Origin of the sequence: uncultured Streptomyces sp. (genome assembly GCF_947488945.1) — a bacterium.
Classification (GTDB): domain Bacteria; phylum Actinomycetota; class Actinomycetes; order Streptomycetales; family Streptomycetaceae; genus Streptomyces.
Genome location: NZ_CANLBS010000004.1, coordinates 24331 through 40599, shown reverse-complemented (window position 1 = coordinate 40599; position 16269 = coordinate 24331). Strand labels below are relative to the sequence as shown.

12 protein-coding genes and 3 tRNA genes are annotated in these 16269 nt (G+C 71.4%); 9 read left to right on the top strand and 6 right to left on the bottom strand.

Annotated elements, in window-relative coordinates; translation table 11 throughout:
* Positions 1-160: 160 nt before the first annotated feature.
* Positions 161-3910, bottom strand: coding sequence for a S8 family serine peptidase (locus Q0994_RS06870; protein WP_299530381.1), 3750 nt, complete (start codon positions 3908-3910; stop codon positions 161-163).
* A 193-nt stretch (positions 3911-4103) separates the two neighbouring features.
* On the opposite strand from Q0994_RS06870, the gene Q0994_RS06865 reads away from it, so the two are divergent.
* Positions 4104-4925, top strand: a complete 822-nt coding sequence (locus Q0994_RS06865; RefSeq protein WP_299530380.1) for a helix-turn-helix transcriptional regulator — start codon at positions 4104-4106, stop codon at positions 4923-4925.
* Positions 4926-4949: 24 nt separating this feature from the next.
* On the opposite strand, the gene Q0994_RS06860 is transcribed toward Q0994_RS06865, so the two are convergent.
* Positions 4950-9044 carry a S8 family serine peptidase gene (locus Q0994_RS06860; protein ID WP_299530379.1) on the bottom strand — a complete coding sequence of 1365 codons (4095 nt, stop codon included), beginning with the start codon at positions 9042-9044 and terminating at the stop codon, positions 4950-4952.
* A 524-nt stretch (positions 9045-9568) separates the two neighbouring features.
* Between Q0994_RS06860 and Q0994_RS06855 the strand changes: the two genes are divergently transcribed.
* The 3 genes from Q0994_RS06855 (at position 9569) to Q0994_RS06845 (ending at position 11706) form a co-directional block, all read left to right on the top strand.
* Positions 9569-9946 (top strand): hypothetical protein, encoded by a 378-nt coding sequence (locus Q0994_RS06855; RefSeq protein ID WP_299530378.1) that lies wholly within the window; start codon positions 9569-9571, stop codon positions 9944-9946.
* Positions 9947-10272: 326 nt separating this feature from the next.
* A complete protein-coding gene (locus tag Q0994_RS06850) occupies positions 10273-10866 on the top strand; it encodes a TetR/AcrR family transcriptional regulator (RefSeq protein WP_299530377.1) in 594 nt (197 codons plus the stop codon).
* 102 nt (positions 10867-10968) lie between these two features.
* Entirely contained in the window at positions 10969-11706 is a 738-nt protein-coding gene (locus Q0994_RS06845) for an NADPH-dependent F420 reductase (RefSeq protein WP_299530376.1), read from the top strand.
* A gap of 257 nt (positions 11707-11963) precedes the next feature.
* Here the strand turns inward: Q0994_RS06845 and Q0994_RS06840 are convergent, their stop codons facing one another.
* Positions 11964-12251: a cation:dicarboxylate symporter family transporter gene (locus Q0994_RS06840; RefSeq protein WP_299530375.1), complete on the bottom strand. Its 288-nt coding sequence runs from the start codon at positions 12249-12251 to the stop codon at positions 11964-11966.
* Positions 12252-12284: 33 nt separating this feature from the next.
* Between Q0994_RS06840 and Q0994_RS06835 the strand changes: the two genes are divergently transcribed.
* The 3 genes from Q0994_RS06835 to Q0994_RS34125 are packed head-to-tail and all read left to right on the top strand — an operon-like array spanning position 12285 to position 13324.
* Positions 12285-12566 (top strand): type II toxin-antitoxin system Phd/YefM family antitoxin, encoded by a 282-nt coding sequence (locus Q0994_RS06835; RefSeq protein WP_299530374.1) that lies wholly within the window; start codon positions 12285-12287, stop codon positions 12564-12566.
* The gene (locus Q0994_RS06830) at positions 12563-12826 is read left to right on the top strand and encodes a Txe/YoeB family addiction module toxin (protein WP_299530373.1); all 264 of its coding nucleotides are present in this window, start codon (positions 12563-12565) and stop codon (positions 12824-12826) included. The genes Q0994_RS06835 and Q0994_RS06830 overlap by 4 nt, the downstream gene beginning before the upstream one ends.
* Positions 12827-12862: 36 nt before the next feature.
* Entirely contained in the window at positions 12863-13324 is a 462-nt protein-coding gene (locus Q0994_RS34125) for a hypothetical protein (RefSeq protein ID WP_363325533.1), read from the top strand.
* Between the two features lie 196 nt (positions 13325-13520).
* Here Q0994_RS34125 and Q0994_RS06825 read toward each other — a convergent pair.
* The 3 genes from Q0994_RS06825 to Q0994_RS06815 all read right to left on the bottom strand — a co-directional run bounded on the left by Q0994_RS06825 (position 13521) and on the right by Q0994_RS06815 (position 13991).
* Positions 13521-13594: transfer RNA gene (locus Q0994_RS06825), tRNA-Ile, on the bottom strand.
* A 246-nt stretch (positions 13595-13840) separates the two neighbouring features.
* Positions 13841-13913, bottom strand: a tRNA-Asn gene (locus Q0994_RS06820).
* Positions 13914-13918: 5 nt separating this feature from the next.
* Positions 13919-13991: transfer RNA gene (locus Q0994_RS06815), tRNA-Asn, on the bottom strand.
* A 180-nt stretch (positions 13992-14171) separates the two neighbouring features.
* Between Q0994_RS06815 and Q0994_RS06810 the strand changes: the two genes are divergently transcribed.
* Together Q0994_RS06810 and Q0994_RS06805 are read left to right on the top strand one after the other, a co-directional pair.
* A complete protein-coding gene (locus Q0994_RS06810) occupies positions 14172-14492 on the top strand; it encodes a YtxH domain-containing protein (RefSeq protein ID WP_299531291.1) in 321 nt (106 codons plus the stop codon).
* Between the two features lie 142 nt (positions 14493-14634).
* Positions 14635-16221: an FGGY family carbohydrate kinase gene (locus tag Q0994_RS06805; protein ID WP_299530372.1), complete on the top strand. Its 1587-nt coding sequence runs from the start codon at positions 14635-14637 to the stop codon at positions 16219-16221.
* The last annotated feature ends 48 nt before the right edge of the window (positions 16222-16269 follow it).

The window sequence follows — 16269 nt, the reverse complement described above, 5'->3', positions numbered from 1 at the left end:
GCATCTCCCTGTCGTACCGGGTCCGCAACCTGGTCTTCGCGGGCTTCGCGCCGGTCACCGCCGTGCGGCTGTCCTCGCTCGGGGGCGGTGCGTACTGGCCGCCCGCCGTCGCGTCGCACGCCGCGGGGCCGGCCCGGACGGGCCGGCCCCGCGGCGTCCCTCAGCGGACTTCGTACGCGCGGACCATGGTCTGGCCGACCCGCGCCCCGTGCCCGTCGGCGAGCGTGACGCGCAGATGGACGAAGGTGCCCGCGGGCGCGTCGCCCGGCACCGTGGCACGCCACGCCCCGTGGGACCGTCGCACGTCCGCCGTACGCCAGTCGGTGACCGTGTCCGTGGTGGTCTGGTCGCCGTAGGCGTACCGCACCTCGACGTCCTCCAGCGCGACCGGGCCGTCCGCTCCGTCCACGACGGCGCCGATGCCCATCGTGGTGCTCTCGCCCGCCGGTCGCGTGTTGCGGAGGTCCGACGGGAGGTCGAGGACCGGGACGAGCAGGCGCTGGGCGCCCTGGTCGGCGGCGCCGGAGCGGAAGTCCCACTCCGTGCTGTACGCCAGTCCGGTGCGGTCGGCGGCCGACGCGGGGCGGCGCCAGGTCTGACGGAACGTCACGTCGGCGCTCTCCCGCGGCAGCTGGAAGGCGCCCGACACCAGAGGCTGCGGTTCACCGTTCACCAGAAGCTGCCGGGTGCCGTAGTCGTTGCGGGCGAAGGTGGAGTCGTGGCCGCCCGCGTCGCCGAACGGGGCGACGGTGAAGCCAAGCCGGTTGCTGTCGCGGGACATCATCGCGGCGCTGTAGGTGTTGCGCACGGAGCCGTACGGCGACTTGTACCAGTACGCCGTGGAGCCGCCCTGGCGCATCGTGCGCGGCCCGTCGTACGCGGTGCCGCCGGTCGTGCCGAGGTCCCGGCGCATCAGGGTCGTCCAGGTCAGGCCCTCGCTGCCCGACGGGGTGAAGAACTCCGTGCGCTGCTGCGGGGCGTGCAGCGGCAGCGTCGTGCCGCCGGCCCACAGGCCGGCCATACCGGGCAGCCCCACCTGCACGTCGGACCAGTACGTGGCGTCGGCGGTGGCCTGCTGCACGTGGTAGCGGGCGTCGATGACGGCGAGCCTGCTGTCGCGTATCCGCTGGGTGCCGGGCCGGATCGCGCCCTTCGAGACGTGCGCCAGGTTGTAGACGTACGGGCTGCGGGCGATGGCGGTGCCGGACCAGCCGACCTTCGCCGAACCCGACGGCCCGGCTTCGGCCTTGAGGGTGAGCGCGTCGTCCCAGGTGATCGTGGCCTGCGGGACACCGCCCTCGGGGCCGGTGATCTGGAAGCGGCCCTCGCTGTCGGGGACGGCGGCCAGGACGCCGACGGCGCCGGCCTTCGCCGCGGCCGTGTCCCAGGCGTAGGCGTTGCCGCCGCCCGGACCCGCGTCGACCAGGACGACCTTGTCCTTCAGGTCGTGGGCGGCGAAGTTGGCGTCCGTGCCCTTGCCGATCGCGACGACCTCGGCTGCGCCCTGGCCGTCGAACTCCGTCGCCTTCTGGACCGGCAGGGAGTCCAGGACCCGCCCGCCGCCCGACGTGAGCCGGGCGGGCGGAGCCGTCTGCCGTGCCGAGGCGAGGAACGTGACCTTGTCGGCGTGCCGGACCGGCTGGGCGTAGATCGCCTTGGCGTACGACGGGACGGAGGTGGCGTATCCGGCGAGCACACGGCCTGCGCCGTCCAGGCCGTAGGACAGCCCGATCGCGAACCCGCTGGGCCGGCTCGCGCGCTCGGTGTCCCACGCGACGCGTTCGGCGTCCCGTGCGTCGAGGGTGACCGTCGTGTCGCCGGAGACCGTGAGCTCCGGCCGGTAGAGCTGCGACACCGAGGCCACACTGCCGACGTTGCCCGGCTCGTCACGGGTCATGATCAGACCGCTGAGGGAGTACGTGCCGAGCGGCACCCGGATCGTGGTACTGCCCGCGGCCGGATAGCCCAGGGTGTACCGCTTCGCGCTGTCACGGTGGTCGTCGAACAGCTGGAACGCCGACGGGGACACCGCCGGCTCGCCGTGCCGGTCGAGGCCCTTGACGGTCAGGTCGGCCGACGGCACCTCCAGGTGCACGCCGAACGGCACGGTGACGCGCACGCCGTGCGCGCCCGTGCCGACGAGGCGGCCGGTGAGGGTGCCGTAGTCACCGGCGTCGAGCTTCGCCGCGGGGTCGATGCGCACCGGCACGTCGGCGGTGCCGTTCGCGGGGACGGTGACCCGGGTACGGGCGGCCGAGGCGAAGCCCCGGACGCGGGAGCCGTCGTCGCCGCGGATGTCGCTGACGGCGAGGGTGAGCGTGACGTCCTTGTCCGTGACGTTGGTCAGCGTGACCGCGTGGTCGACCGGGGCGAGGCCGGCCTGCGGGTACGCGAAGTCACCCAGCAGTGGATTCGGGTCGCCGACGACCGGCTGAGTGGTCGCCCGGGCCACGTCCATCGGGCCGGCGCCCTGGTCCAGGACGGGGGCGTCGGTGTCCTTGGCCGACGAGGTGAGCAGTGCCTTGAGACGGGCCGGCGCGAGGCCGGGGTGCTGCTGGAGAAGGAGGGCGGCGGCGCCGGCCACGTGCGGGGTGGCCATCGAGGTGCCGGACATCGACCGGTACGCCTGGGCGCCCCGCCCGCCCGAGCGGGCGGCGACGACGTCGACGCCCTGGGAGGCGATGTCGGGCTTGGCGTTGATCCCGTCGGCGGAGGGGCCACGGCTGGAGAAGGGCGCGGTCTCGTTCGTGCGGTCGACGGCGCCGACGGTCAGGGCGCTCGGCGCGCAGCCGGGCGTGGAAACGGTGCCGCGCAGGGAGGCGTTGCCCGCCGCGATGACGAACAGGGCCTTGTCGCTGAGCCGCTGGACCGCTTCGACGTCGGGGCCCGAACAACTGGTGGAGCCGTCGGCGCCGAGCGACATGGAGACGACCTGCGCGCCTTCGGCGACGGCCCATTCCATGCCGCTGACGATGCCGCTGAGTGTGCCGGAGCCGTCGTCGCCGAGCACCTTGCCGACGAGCAGCCCGGCACCCGGCGCCATCCCCGCGTACTGGCCGTCGGACGCGGCTCCGGTGCCGGCGATGGTGGAGGCGGTGTGGGTGCCGTGACCGGTGCGGTCCTCCGCGTCCTGGCCGTGGACGAACACCTTGGTCTGCGTGATCCGGCCGGCGAGGTCGGGGTGGGCCGCGTCCACGCCTGTGTCCAGGACGGCGACCTTGACGCCGGAGCCGTCGAGCCCCGCCCTGTGGGCGGTGCCCGCCCCGGTAAGCGGGACGGTCGGGGTGCCGAGCGGGTCGGCCGCGGCGCCCTTGACCTTGGCGTCCAGCCAGATCTTGGTGACGCCGCCTGCCGAGCGTGCCGAGGCCTTCGCCGGGGTCAGGTCGCGCCACGCGTCGGCGGTGGACTTCTTGGTGACGTCGAGGCCGGCGCCGCCGATGGATTCGAGCGTGACGGTGGTCCGCGTTCCGGGGCGGGCGGTACGCGGCGCGCGTCCGCCCGCGTACTCGACGATCACCGGCACGGTGGCGGAGTGCGTGTCGTCATAGCCGTCGGCGACGAGCTTGCCGATGTCGAAGAGCTGTGCGTCGACGAGGCCGGCGTCCACCAGCTTCTCGACGCCCTGCGGGAAGACGTAGGTGCGGGTTCCGTCCTGCCAGACGGCGGCGGGATGGTCGGTGCCGTCCACGGGACGGGGCGCCGCCGACAGGATCCGGCCGTCGGGGGCCAGTCGCGCGTCGACCACGTCACCGGTGACCAGGGTGACGGTCACGGTGCGGGCGACCGCGTCGGCCGTGCCGGCCGCCGGGGTGGCCTCGGCTCCGGCGTGCGCCGCGGGTATGCCGACGGCCATCAGGGCGACGGTCGCGAGGCCGGCGGCCGTGGACCGCCATGGTCGGGTACGTCTCACAGAACAGCTCCTGCCGAAAGGGACGGTGAACCAGCAGCGTCGCCAATGTGGCGCGTGTATGGGCGTGTTCGGGCTGGCGAGTGGCCGCCATGACGTAATCCCGACATCGGCGCCACCTCGGTTCCGCGGACCCGGGAAGCCCTGATGAGGGGGCCCATGGCCCTCCGCTTCCCGCAGCGGCGAGACTGGGGGCATGTCGTCCGTCCCAGAGAAACCGTCCCCCCGGCCCACGGGCACCGCCGCGTCCGCCCCGGACATGCGCGCGTCACTCGTCGAGCTCCAGGACCAACTGCGCGGAACCGACGCCACGCTGAGCCGGCTGCTGAGCCGGTGGCACCCGGGCGGGGGCGGGGACGAGGAGTACGTCGTCCGGGTCTGGGAGAGCCGCGAGGAGCAGGCGCGCCGGATCTACGACATGGAGTACTCCGCCCGTACCTCGCTGTTCGGCTTCCAGTCCGGGGCCAACACGGTGGCCCCCGTCCCGACGACCCTGCCCGACGGGCCCGAGGGACAGGGGGCGGACGGAGCCGGGCCGCCGATGCGCAAGGACGGCAATCCGGATGCCTCCTACCGCATCGTCGTGGACCGCGACTTCCTCTCGGAGCCGGCCGCGCTGCGCGCGCTGGACCTGCGGGTGGAACGGGGTCACCATGTCCGGGTCGTCGACCAGCCGTTGATCAAACTGCTCATCGCGGACGGCGAGACGGCCATGGTCCAGGTGGAGCCGGGACGGTCGCTGGAACTGCGGCCTCCGCTCGTGGTGCTGGCGACCGAGCTGTTCGAGTCGGTGTGGCGCCGCTCGCGCCCGTATCTGCGCGAGGACGGCGACCTGAGTCCCACCGACCGCCGCATCCTGCAGCTGATGCTGTCCGGGCTCACGGACGCGGCGACGGCCCATCAGCTGGGCACGTCGCCGCGTACGGTGCAGCGCCGGGTCCGGGCGCTGATGGATCTGGCCGCCGTGACGTCACGTGTCCAGCTGGGCTGGTACGCGATGCGCAACAACTGGGTGTGAGCACCCGTCGCGACGGCCGTCCGGCTACATCAGGTCCAGGTAGTCCTCCAGCGACTTGCCGCGCAGGCGCTTGACCGGGTCGGTGTACCGGTCGGACCTGCTGTTCTGCGCCAGGTAGTTGTCCTTGACCCAGGCGAGGTCCTTCGCGCCGACGGTGCCGTCGTGGTCGATGTCGGCGGCGCGGCCGGCCGTCCCGCGCGCCGCGTACACGGCGGCGGCGTCCCTGACGTCGACCACGTCGTCGCCGTTGACATCACCGGCGACGAGGGCGGCCGCCGAGCCGGCGGTGTTGCCGGCCACACCCCAGGTGCCGTCCAGGCCGAGGTCGATGTCCTCGGTCCAGGTGAAATGGCCGGGCACCGTCACCCGGAACCGGTACGGCTTGTCGGACGGCGTCAGCCCGCTGACGGAGATCCGGCCGGTCTTGTCCAGGGCCACCTCGCGGCTGGCGCCGTCGGGTGCGGTGAGGGTCGCCTCGATGCCGTCGGCGGTGTGGTCGCGGACGTTGTCGTACGCGCCTTCCCGGGTCAGCAGGGCCTGGACGGCCGGGCGGGCGACGAAGGTCGACGTCGGGTTGAGCATCCGCACCGCACCGTAGAACTGGATGTTGAGGTTCGTCTTGGTGCCCGCCGTGTCGACGGCCGAAGTGCTGCCGGTGCTCAGACCCGCGTTCGACGTCACCGTGCCACCGGTCACCTCGTACGTCACCTTCAGCAACGGCATCGAGTCGCCGCTGAGGCCCGCGCTGTCGGCCACGTCGAAGGAGAGCGTGCTGTACGAGGACGATCCGGCCGGCACGTCGGTGCGGCGGATCTCGGACGGGCCGTGTGCCTTCAGTTCGTCGGTCGGTTCGATGCCGACGAGCTTGACGTTGCGGTCGTCGTAGCGGAACTGCGAGGTGAACGTCTTCCAGTTCTTGAGCTCGTGGGCGGTCAGCGTGTACGTGACACGGTCCCCGGCCCGCGCCGAGGACGCGCTCGCGTCGCCGACCACGTAGGGCGTGCCCTTCCTCATGATGTTGATCTGGCGGATACCGCTGATGTTGCCCGCGGCGTCCGTGGGCCACAGCTTGAGATTCGCGACAGGCGGGCCGACGGGCAGCTTGACCTGCCCGTTCACGGTCCCGTCGGACCCCACCGGGAGACGGTTCTCGGGGGCGTTCGGGCTGTAGAGCGAGTAGTACAGACGGTTGTCGGCCTGACCGATGTCGAGGCCCGCGTCACGGATGTCGTCGGCCTGGGCGTCCAGCAGGGAGCCGGTCACGTGGAACGACGTGGCGTCGGCGGCCCGCTCGATGACGGTGGGGTGGGCGGAGTCCCAGGCTCCGTAGGCGTCCTGGTACACGGGCAGTTCGGAGTCCACGTACACGTCGCGCATTTCGCTGTCGGTGCCGCCGGCGGCGTCCGTGCCGACGATGCGCAGCTTGTAGTGGCCGTCGGCGATGAAGCGGCCGCGCGGGTCGAACGGGGTGGCCTTGTCACCGGTCGACGGGAAGTACCAGGGGCCGACCGTCGCCGGGCCGTAGAGGACGCCCTCGGTGAGACCGACGGTGTTGATGCCGCCGATGTACCCGAGGTCCTTGCCGTCGGCGTCGGTGAGGAAGATGTCGACGCTGCGCAGCTGTCCGGCCATCCGCAGGTTGAAGGTGGCCGCCCCGGAGCCGACGGCTCCCTGGTCGGAACCCCGCCCGGTCGACATGACGGACTTGGTCATGTCGACCTCCGCGAACCCGGACTCGGCGACGCGCATGCCGAACGGGACGTGCAGCGCGGGCAGCCGGCTGCCGCCGCGCGGTGTCAGCGTGACCGTGCCCTCGTAGTAGCCGGCCGCGGCCCCGGCGGGCACGCGCAGGACGGCGGTGACGGACTTCTTGGCGCGGGCTCCGACCGTGATCCGGTCGCCGGTGGTCAGGGCGATGTGCGCGGCGTCGGCGTCCGCGGAACTGCCGGAGCCGCGGCTGAAGGCCGTGCGCACGTCGTACGTGACGGGCCTGCCGCTGTCGTTGACCACGCGCAGGGTGCGCTTGAGGTTCGTGGCGCGGCCCACCGGGAGCACGCCGAGGTCCAACGCGCCGGTGACGGCGTCGACTTCGGTCTGCGTGCCGTCGACCGTGACGTGCGGGGTGGTCTCCGGGACCTGTACGGCGGTGGTGGCGTGCACGGCCGCGTACGGGTCGATCGCTCCGGCGCCGGCCTCGAACACGCTGACGTCGCCGGGCAGGGCGGTCGCCGTGTTCATCAGCGCCGTCTTGATGGCGTCGGGGCTCAGTCCGCGGTCGTGCTGGAGCATCAGCGCGGCGGTGCCGGCGACGTACGGCGCGGCCATCGAAGTTCCGCTGAGGCGGGCGTACGCATAGGTGTAGTCGTCGCCGGCCGGGTCGACGATGTCGGCCGGGACGGACGACAGGACGCTGACGCCGGGCGCGGTGACCTCGGGCTTGATGGCGGCGCTGCCGTAGACCGGGCCGCGCGAACTGAATTCGGCCAGCGTCCCGTCGCCGAGCCGGAAGGTCCCGGCCGGGGCGAACGAGACCTCGGCGCCGGCGGCCGTCAGTGCGGCGCCGTCCGCCGCGGTCAGCGAGAACGCCGGTACGTAGTTCGGGTTCTCACCGATGTAGTGCGGGATGTGCCCCTCGGTGGCGTTGTCGTTGACGAGGAGAACGGCCGCGGCACCCTTGTCGTTCGCACGCCGCACCTTCTCGTCGAGCGGGATGCCGCCGCGGCGGATCAGGACGGCCTTGCCGGTGACGTCCTTGCCGGTGTATCCGGCGGCGGTACCTGTGCCCGCGTCGACGACCGCGAGGGATCCGTCCGCCAGCTTGTCGAGGGCGTCGCCGTAGGGCTGGGCGAGCAGCCGGCCCTGGGCGGTCGCCGATCCGGCGGTCAGCGTGTACGCGGGCAGGGTCAGCGGTTCGGAGTGGGCGCCGACCGTCAGCGGGAGGGCGGCGGCGGCCGGCGTGGCGACGGTGCCTGCCTTCGGCCCGCTGTTGCCGGCGGCGATGACGGTGGTGACGCCCGCGAGGACGAGGTGGTCGGCGGCTATGGACTGCGGGCTGAGCGGGTCGTTGATGGCGGCGCCCAGCGACATGTTGACGACGTTCATGCCGTCGTCGAGCGCCTGGTCCATGGCGGCGATGATGTTGCTGGTGCGGCCGCTGCCGTAGGGGCCGAGGACGCGGTAGGCGTGGACGGAGGCACCGGGTGCGACGCCGTGCGCGGCGCGCGCCTTCGACTCGGCACCCTGGCCGGCGATGATGCCGGCGACATGGGTGCCGTGCTCCGTGTAGTACGTGGAACCCTGGCTGGTCTCGGCCTGGCCGGACTCCTTCCAGTCCTCGTACGTGGTCTCCATCGGGTCGGCGTCGTCGTCGACGAAGTCGTAGCCGCCCTCGTACACGTTCTCGAGATCGGGGTGCCGGTAGTCGATCCCGGTGTCGATGATGCCGACCTTGACACCCTTGCCGGTGATGCCCTCGGCGTACAGGCGGGCCACGCCGTCATCGGCGCCCTCCGTCTGCGGGCCGACGGATCCGGTGGCCTGCGGGTCGGAGAGCGCCTTCACCGTGCTGTCGGGCCACACCGATGCGACCTCGGCGTGGTCGAGCAGCTCGGCGACCCGGTCACCGGGCAGGCTGAGGCTGACGCCGTCGAAACTGTGGGTGTAACTGCGGTGCAGGCGAGGCGCCTCGGACTTCCGGCCGGACTTCCCCGCGGCTGCTTGCTTTTCGGGGAACATGTTCTTCAGCACGTCGCGGAACGTGCCCTGTGCCTCGGTCACCGCAGCGCGCGCGTCCGTCTCGCTGAGACTGCGCCCCTCGGCGGCCGCCAGCAGACGCGCGGTCCGGGCGGGCGGCGTCCGCAGTTGCACGATGACGTCGACGGGGTCGGCGGACTTCAGCGCCGCCTTGTCGGTGACATGCAGTCCACCCATGTCGAGCGTCGCCATGCGGTGCAGCGCCTGTCGCTCCTCGGCATCCAGGGAGGCGAGCACGCTACGGGCGCTCGGTACGGTGCCCGGGTTCGGTGCGGCGACGGCCGCGGGCGCCACGCCCGCCACGGCGGCAAGGACAGCGGCCGCCATCACCAGGGACAGGTGTCTTTGTTCCGGGACGTGCGTCATGTCTGCCTCGCTCCGCTCTGGGCTGCGCCGGGGACGTTCGCACGATCATCGGTGCGTGACGGAGCCACACGGAAGGGCGACCGGTGGCGGAATCACGACGTGTCGTCAAACCGCCATCACCGGGTCGGCACCCGCATCAAGGGCGGTCGGACCGAAGCGCCAGGCGTCGGACGACGCTGTGCGGACGGGCAGGGCCCTTGGGGTGACCGGTCGGCCCCCGGAGGGCGGCGGCATGGGGCGGCCTCTTGCGGGAGAAGCGCGCCGCAGCTGTGTACCAATCTGGTGCCGACGCCCCGATGGCAGAGGTGACGCGGGTGTCCACACGGGATGATCACCTTGTTCTTTACACCTGCTTGGCTTCTGAGTGCACTTCGGGGGACCTCTTGTACCGCTTCACCCGCCGCACTGGCAGTTCTCTGACTGCCGTCGCGCTGATTGCCTGCATGGCATCCGCTTGTTCTGACTCGCCTCCGGCGTCCAAGGCTTCGCAGCCTGAGAAGGCGGCGAGCTCCACCGCGGCTCCCATGGCGCAGCCGCCTTCCCGGGCCGGCAGGGAGCAGCTGAACGAGGAGGCCCGCTCCTTGCTCACCATGGCGGAGCGCCTGGCGTCGGGCGATAAGGGGTTGGTCTCGGCGGGAACCCTCGCAGTGCCCGGGCAGAACCTGGACGAGACCATCGAGTCCGGTACGGCCCTGCGGGTGGAGGTGGCGTGTGCAGGGGAAGGCTCGGTCACCTTCACGGTCTCCTCAGGCGCCGCCAGGACAGCTGAGCGCGTGGACTGCACGCAGCCGATGACGAACGGGTTCGACTTCACTGCGGCCGGGCCGAGTCTCGCGATCCAGGCGGACTCACCCGAGGAAGACAAGGTAGGCACCGCCTACATGGTGAGCCACGTTTCCTGAATCGATCAGGCTGCGGCCCTGGATCCGGATTCGGAGCACGTCCCGCAATCCGCTGGGCGGTTGTCCTGACGTGCGTGTGGGTTGCGGCGAGATCACGGGCAGGCCCCTCAGTGCGTACGTGCACCACAAGATCGCGCACGGTGCTTCACCGAAGACACCGGTCGGCTTCCTCCGCCGAGGGGCCCCAGATGCGGGCGAGCCTCCTTCCCGCTCCTGGAAGACGTCGACCATTTGACCGGATGCCGCCTCCGCTTTACGCTCGAAGGCATGCGGAGGCCGCTTCCGTTTTTGATGCGGCCACGGGGTTATCGTCATGAGGAGGGCACATGAACGTTGGCGAGCAGCCGGGGCGTAAGCCCCGCGCGGACGTCCAGCGCAACCGCGCGGCCCTTCTCGAGACCGCGCAGCGTCACTTCCTGCAGCATGGGGTCGGCACCTCGCTCGAGGCGGTGGCCAAGGAGGCGGGCGTCGGGCCCGGCACGCTGTACCGGCACTTCCCCACCCGGGAGGCGCTGCTGGCAGCGGTGCTGCAGACGCGCTCCGAGGAACTGGTAGCTCGCCAGGCGGACATTGAGCGCCTGGGCGATCCGGCCGAGGCGCTGGAGCAGTGGCTGCGGGCGATGGAGGAGTACTTCAGCGCCTTCAGTGGGCTGCCGGACCCGCTCATGGCTGCGGCCAGGGCTCAGGAGCCGGACAATCCGCTCACGATCCCCTGCGGCATCCTCGTCACCGCCACCGATCAGTACGTGGAAGCGGCGCAGGGCGCGGGGCGCGTACGCGCGTCGGTGCGGGGGCACGACCTGTTCCTCGCTGCCTGTTCCGTTGCCTGGATCAAGGGCACCGGCATGGAGGCAGAGTCGCTCGATCGCCTCCGTAACCTCATCGCGAGCGGCTACCGAGAGCGCGACGTCCAGGCGTAAACCGCCAACCCTTCACCCCACCCCACACACTCTCAAGCGGCCACCCCGGCCATTGCGCGTGCGCTGCACCCGGACGCAGCGCAACCTCCTCAAGGACAAATCATGAAAATAACTGTTATAGGCACTGGTGCCATTGGTGGGAACCTCGCCGCCAAGCTCGCCGCAGCCGGTCACGACGTCCAGGTGGCCAATGCCCGCGGCCGCGAGGCCGTTCGAGCGGAGGTGCTGGAGTCCGGGGCCCGCGTGGCGGACCTCGCCGACGCTGTCCAGGGCCGGAACGTCATCGTCCTGTCGATCCCGTTCGGGGTGGCGGGGAAGCTGGCGGAGTTGTTCGCGTCGGTGCCCGAGGAGACGGTGGTCATCGACACCTCGAACTATTACCCCGGCATGCTCAGCGAGCCGATCGAGGCGGTGGACAACGGCCAGGTGGAGAGCGTGTACACCGCCGAGCTGCTCGGCCGCCCGGTGGTCAAGGCGTGGAACGCCGCCCTGGCCGAGACCCAACGGACCAAGGGCGTTCCGGCCGGAACCCCGGGCCGTATCGCCATCCCCGTCGCGGGCGACTCCGAGAAGGCCAAGAAGGTGGCCATGCAGCTCGTGGACGACACCGGCTTCGACCCCTACGACGCCGGTGCGCTGGCCGACTCCTGGCGCCAGCAGCCCAACTCCCCCGCCTACTGCACCGAGCTGTCCCTGGACGAGCTGCCGACGGCCCTGGCCGCGGCCGACCGCGTCAAGGACGTGGCCGTCCGCGACAGCCTGCCGGAACGCTTCGCCGCCCTTCCGGACGACCCCACCGTCGACGACGTCGTCGAGATGAACCGCGCCGCCCACCGCTGAGGCAGCCGACGCGCCTCTCGTGTCCGCAGCGGCACGAGAGCCGCATCGGCACACCGCGAACACACACGACGAGCACGAACAGCGGCGCTCACTTCTGCAAGGTCGTGGGCGCGTCGGGCCGCGCCTGCTCAGAACCGTGCGTGCCTGATCCATGTCGATGTCCTTCTCCCACTTGCCGATCACGGTGGTGGCGACGGCGTTGCCGAGGACGTTGATGAAGACGCGGCCCTCGTTGAGGATGAGGTCGATGCCCACCATCAGGGAAAGCGCGGCCAGGGGCACGTGCCCGACCGCGGTGACGGTGCTGGCGAGCACGATGAACCGCCGCCCGCGATTCCAGCGGTCCCCTTGCTGGTGAGCATCATGACGCCGACCATGATCAGCTGCTGCTGCCAGGAGAGGTCGATGCCCATGGCCTGGGCCAGGAACAGGGAGGCCATCGTCAGGTAGACGGCGGAGCCGTCCAGGTTGAAGGAGAACCCGGAGAGGATGACGATGCCGACCACGGGCCGGCCGATGCCGAGCGGCGGATCGCAATCAGCCACACGGGGATAGCGCTGTACGTTATCGTGTACATCATGAAGACGATGAGTGTCACCGAGCTGCGCGCGGGCATCGCCGACGCCCTCGACGCGGTGGAGAACGACGCCGAGGAGCTGGTCATCACCCGGACTGGCCATGAGCCGATGGTCGTCGTCTCGCTCGCCGAGTACGAGGCACTGAAAGAGACCGACTACCTGCTGCGGTCGCCCGCGATGGCCGAGCGCCTGCGCAGGTCCATCGAGCAGGACCGGGCCGGCCACGGCGCGCTCCGCGAGCTGGTGGATCCCGATGACGAGGGCGGGCGGGGCGCCGCGTGAAGGTGCTGTTCGTCGGCGACGGCTGGAACGACTACCTGTGGTGGCAGGAGAACGACCGCAAAATACTGAAGCGCGTCAACCAGCTGATCGCCGACATCGACCGGGGCGGCCACGAAGGAATCGGCAAGCCCGAACCGCTGAGGAACGACCTCTCCGGCTACTGGTCGCGGCGCATCAACTCCGAACACCGACTGGTGTACAGCATCGATGAGAACGACATCATCCACGTGGTGGCGTGCCGCTTCCACTACGAACGGTGAACCAGGGCATACCCATGGGCCAAGCCTCGGCTCTCGATGGCGCCCGTCAGCCTTCGCAGGACGCAGGCACGGGCTCACGATCCACGTGACCAGGGCGCGACCGTTCGCTCGGGGTCGTGTCTGACGCTGAGCACGGTCGTGACCCCCTGCTCCATGATGACCTCGCGGGCATACGCTCCTGAGAGCGAGCATCGCCCCTACCCACCGCACGAGGTCAGGAATCCAGGCAACGCACGCTCAGCCAGGCGACCTCCAGGTCGCGGTGGTCGAAGAAAAGCTACGTGCCGACTTCCGGGGTGGCGATGGCGTCCTCTGGGCCTCGGTGAGCTCAAAGCCGAGGGCGCCGATGTTCTTCGGCGCCCAACGAGACCCCCGGTCGGCAGGAGGCTGTCGACAACCGCAGGCATCAAAACCCTCACCGGTCACACCGGCGAGGTGCATTCAGTGGCGGTCTCGCCTGACGGAACCCGGCTCGCCACTGGCGACATGGGCCGGTAGGTGCGGCTGTGGATCGCCCGCAACGCTCCCACGATCACGAGGGCATCAAAAGACCAGGTCACAGCCGTGCAATACCTGCTTGGAAAGACCGAAGCCCCGTGTTCGCCGTACTTGCGTGCGGCGAACACGGCACGCGGAACGCCCCCCGGAAAACGCGTTTCCCCAGGTCAGAACGATTCTGCCTGGGGATGCTGGGTGGGGCGGGTGGGACTCGAACCCACGGCCGACGGATTATGAGTCCGCTGCTCTAACCGGCTGAGCTACCGCCCCTTTTCGGCGTGGCGCGCACATGTGTACGCGCCGTCTGCCGCAGCATAGCCGGTCATACGATCTCTCGCTCCGACCGGTCCGCATCTCTCGATCATGAGGACCGCGCTGCGTGCTGCCCGGTTCCGCCGGAGCCCGTCACCACCCGAACGTGTCACGGCCGGGGTCCCGGAAGGGGCCCTGGAGGAGGTGCCGGAAGACCGGGGACGAACACAGAAAGAGGACCCCGAGGGGCCCTCTTCCCGACCGCTCCCCCGACTGGACTCGAACCAGTAACCCTCCGGTTAACAGCCGAATGCTCTGCCAATTGAGCTACAGGGGATCGCGCTCCCCCGACTGGACTCGAACCAGTAACCTGCCGGTTAACAGCCGGCTGCTCTGCCAATTGAGCTACAGGGGATTGCTGCGTACACCGAATCGAACCTACCTGGCGGCTGCCGGGCGGCGCGCGTTCGCTGCGACACATACATTAGCGCAAGCAGGGGGGTGCTTTGCCAATCGGTTCCGTGCGGGGTGATCTCGCGTGGTCGCGGGTAGGCGAGCAGCACACGTCCCATGCAGCGAAGGAAGGGTGACCGCCATGCGGTACCGGCTCACGTTCATCGCCGGCCTCGCTCTCGGCTACGTGCTCGGCACGAAGGCCGGGCGCGAGCGTTACGAGCAGCTGAAGAAGACCGCGCGGCAGGTGGCGGGCAACCCCGCCGTGCGCAACGCCACCGAGACGGCCGCGCAGAGCGGCCGCGAGTTCGCCGGCAAGGCGTACCACTCGGTGAGCGAGAAGGTGGGAGACAGCCACTGGAGCGACCGGGTTCCCGCCTCGGTCGCCGACCGGGTCCGGTCCCTGCGGGGCCGGGCCGGGCACAACGGCGTCGAGGACGACTGGGGCACCACCAACACCTGACCCAGCACTTCGCCCGCCGCGGCCGCGGGGCGCACCGGCAGTCACCAGACGCCCGGTGCGCCCCGCGGCCGTCGTGCGTCCCGGACCGGACCACGCGGCACCGGTTACGGGAAAGGGGCCTGGGTGCGGCAGAATCCTGGGTATGGGCATAGTCGCCGGCTTGGACAGTTCTTCCGCCTACACGCACATCGTCGTCTGTGACTCGGACACGGGAGCGGTCCTGCGGCAGGGGTACGCCGCGCACCCCGGTGAGGCGAGATCGACCGAGGTCGATCCGCAGGCATGGCTTCTCTCGCTGGGCGAGGCGGCCGGCGGCGGGCTGCTCGAAGGCGTCTCCGCGATCGGCGTGGCCGCGCAGCAGCACGGTCTGGTGCCGCTGGACCGGCAGGGCAACGCGGTGCGTCCGGCGCTGGTGGGCAACGACCGGCGGGCGCAGGTCGCCGCCGCCGATCTGATCGACTCGCTGGGCGGCCGGGAGGCCTGGGCCGAGGCCGTCGGGTCGGTGCCGCAGGCCGCGCAGGCGGTGGCGAAGCTGCGCTGGATGGCGCGGAGCGAACCGGAGAACGCCGAGCGGGTCGCCGCCGTCCTCCAGCCGCACGACTGGCTGGTGTGGCAGCTCCTCGGCCGTCCGGCCCGGCGCACGACCGACCGGGGCGCCGCCTCCGGTACGGGGTACTGGTCCGCGCACACCTCCTCCTACCGCCCCGATCTGGTGGAGCTGGCGCTCGGGCACCGGGCGGCCCTGCCCGAGGTGCTGGGTCCTGCCGACGCCGCCGGGACCACGCCGGAGGGCCTGCTGATCTCGGCCGGTACCGGCGAGACGATGGCCGCCGCGTTCGGGCTGGGCGTCGCCGCCGGGGACGCCGTGGTGTCGCTGGGGGCCTCCGGCTCCGTGATGGCGGTCCACCACGAGGCGCTGACCGACCCGTCGGGCATGATCACCTCCTTCGCCGACGCCACCGGCATGCACCTGCCGGTCGTGCACACCTCCAACGCGGTGCGGGCCCTGCGCGGGACCGCCGAGATGCTGGGTCTGGAGGGCGGGTTGGAGGAGTTGTCGGAGCTGGCGCTGAAGTCGACCCCGGGCGCCTCCGGACTGGTGCTGCTCCCCTATCTGGAGGGTGAGCGCACCCCGCGGCTTCCGCACACCGCGGGCACACTGTCCGGGATGCGGCGCGAGTCGATGAAGCCGGAGCACCTGGCGCGGGCGGCGTTCGAGGGGATGCTGTGCGCGCTGGCCGACGCGCTCGACGTGCTGCGCGGGCGGGGCGTCGAGGTGCGGCGGGTGTTCCTGCTGGGCGCGGCGGCCGAACTGCCCGCGGTGCAGGCGATGGCCCCGTCGGTGTTCGGTACGCAGGTCGTGGTGCCGCAGCCCGCCGAGTACGCGGCGATCGGCGCGGCCCGGCAGGCGGCGTGGGCGCTCGGGGTGTCCGAGGGCACCCTGGACCCGCGCACTCCCCCGGCCTGGCGCGGGGCCGCCGCCCAGGTGCTGGAGCCGGGCGAGGAGCTGGCCGTGGGCCGTGCGGTGCGTCAGCAGTACGAGGCCACGCGGGACCAGATCCATCCGGGGGCGTTCGACGGGGTGGAGCGGGGCGCGGGGGCACCGGGCGGATCCGTTCGGGGCACCGGCGGGGAGCCCGTCGCGCCGCCCGCTCCGAGGGCGCCCGCGGGCGACCACCCGACGCTGATGGGCGGCCCGTCGTGGGCGGGCGAGGTCACCGGAGGCTGAGTGAGGCGTACGGCTGGGGCGCGCGCCCACGGTTGAGGCGCGTTGCCG

Excerpts from the sequence above, each read along its gene's own strand:
- Q0994_RS06865 (WP_299530380.1), top strand. The coding sequence starts at position 4,104 with ATGTCGTCCGTCCCAGAGAAACCGTCCCCCCGGCCCACGGGCACCGCC.
- Q0994_RS06860 (WP_299530379.1), bottom strand. The coding sequence starts at position 9,044 with ATGACGCACGTCCCGGAACAAAGACACCTGTCCCTGGTGATGGCGGCC.
- Q0994_RS06855 (WP_299530378.1), top strand. The coding sequence starts at position 9,569 with ATGGCGCAGCCGCCTTCCCGGGCCGGCAGGGAGCAGCTGAACGAGGAG.
- Q0994_RS06850 (WP_299530377.1), top strand. The coding sequence starts at position 10,273 with ATGAACGTTGGCGAGCAGCCGGGGCGTAAGCCCCGCGCGGACGTCCAG.
- Q0994_RS06845 (WP_299530376.1), top strand. The coding sequence starts at position 10,969 with ATGAAAATAACTGTTATAGGCACTGGTGCCATTGGTGGGAACCTCGCC.
- Q0994_RS06835 (WP_299530374.1), top strand. The coding sequence starts at position 12,285 with ATGAAGACGATGAGTGTCACCGAGCTGCGCGCGGGCATCGCCGACGCC.
- Q0994_RS34125 (WP_363325533.1), top strand. The coding sequence starts at position 12,863 with ATGGCGCCCGTCAGCCTTCGCAGGACGCAGGCACGGGCTCACGATCCA.
- Q0994_RS06810 (WP_299531291.1), top strand. The coding sequence starts at position 14,172 with ATGCGGTACCGGCTCACGTTCATCGCCGGCCTCGCTCTCGGCTACGTG.
- Q0994_RS06805 (WP_299530372.1), top strand. The coding sequence starts at position 14,635 with ATGGGCATAGTCGCCGGCTTGGACAGTTCTTCCGCCTACACGCACATC.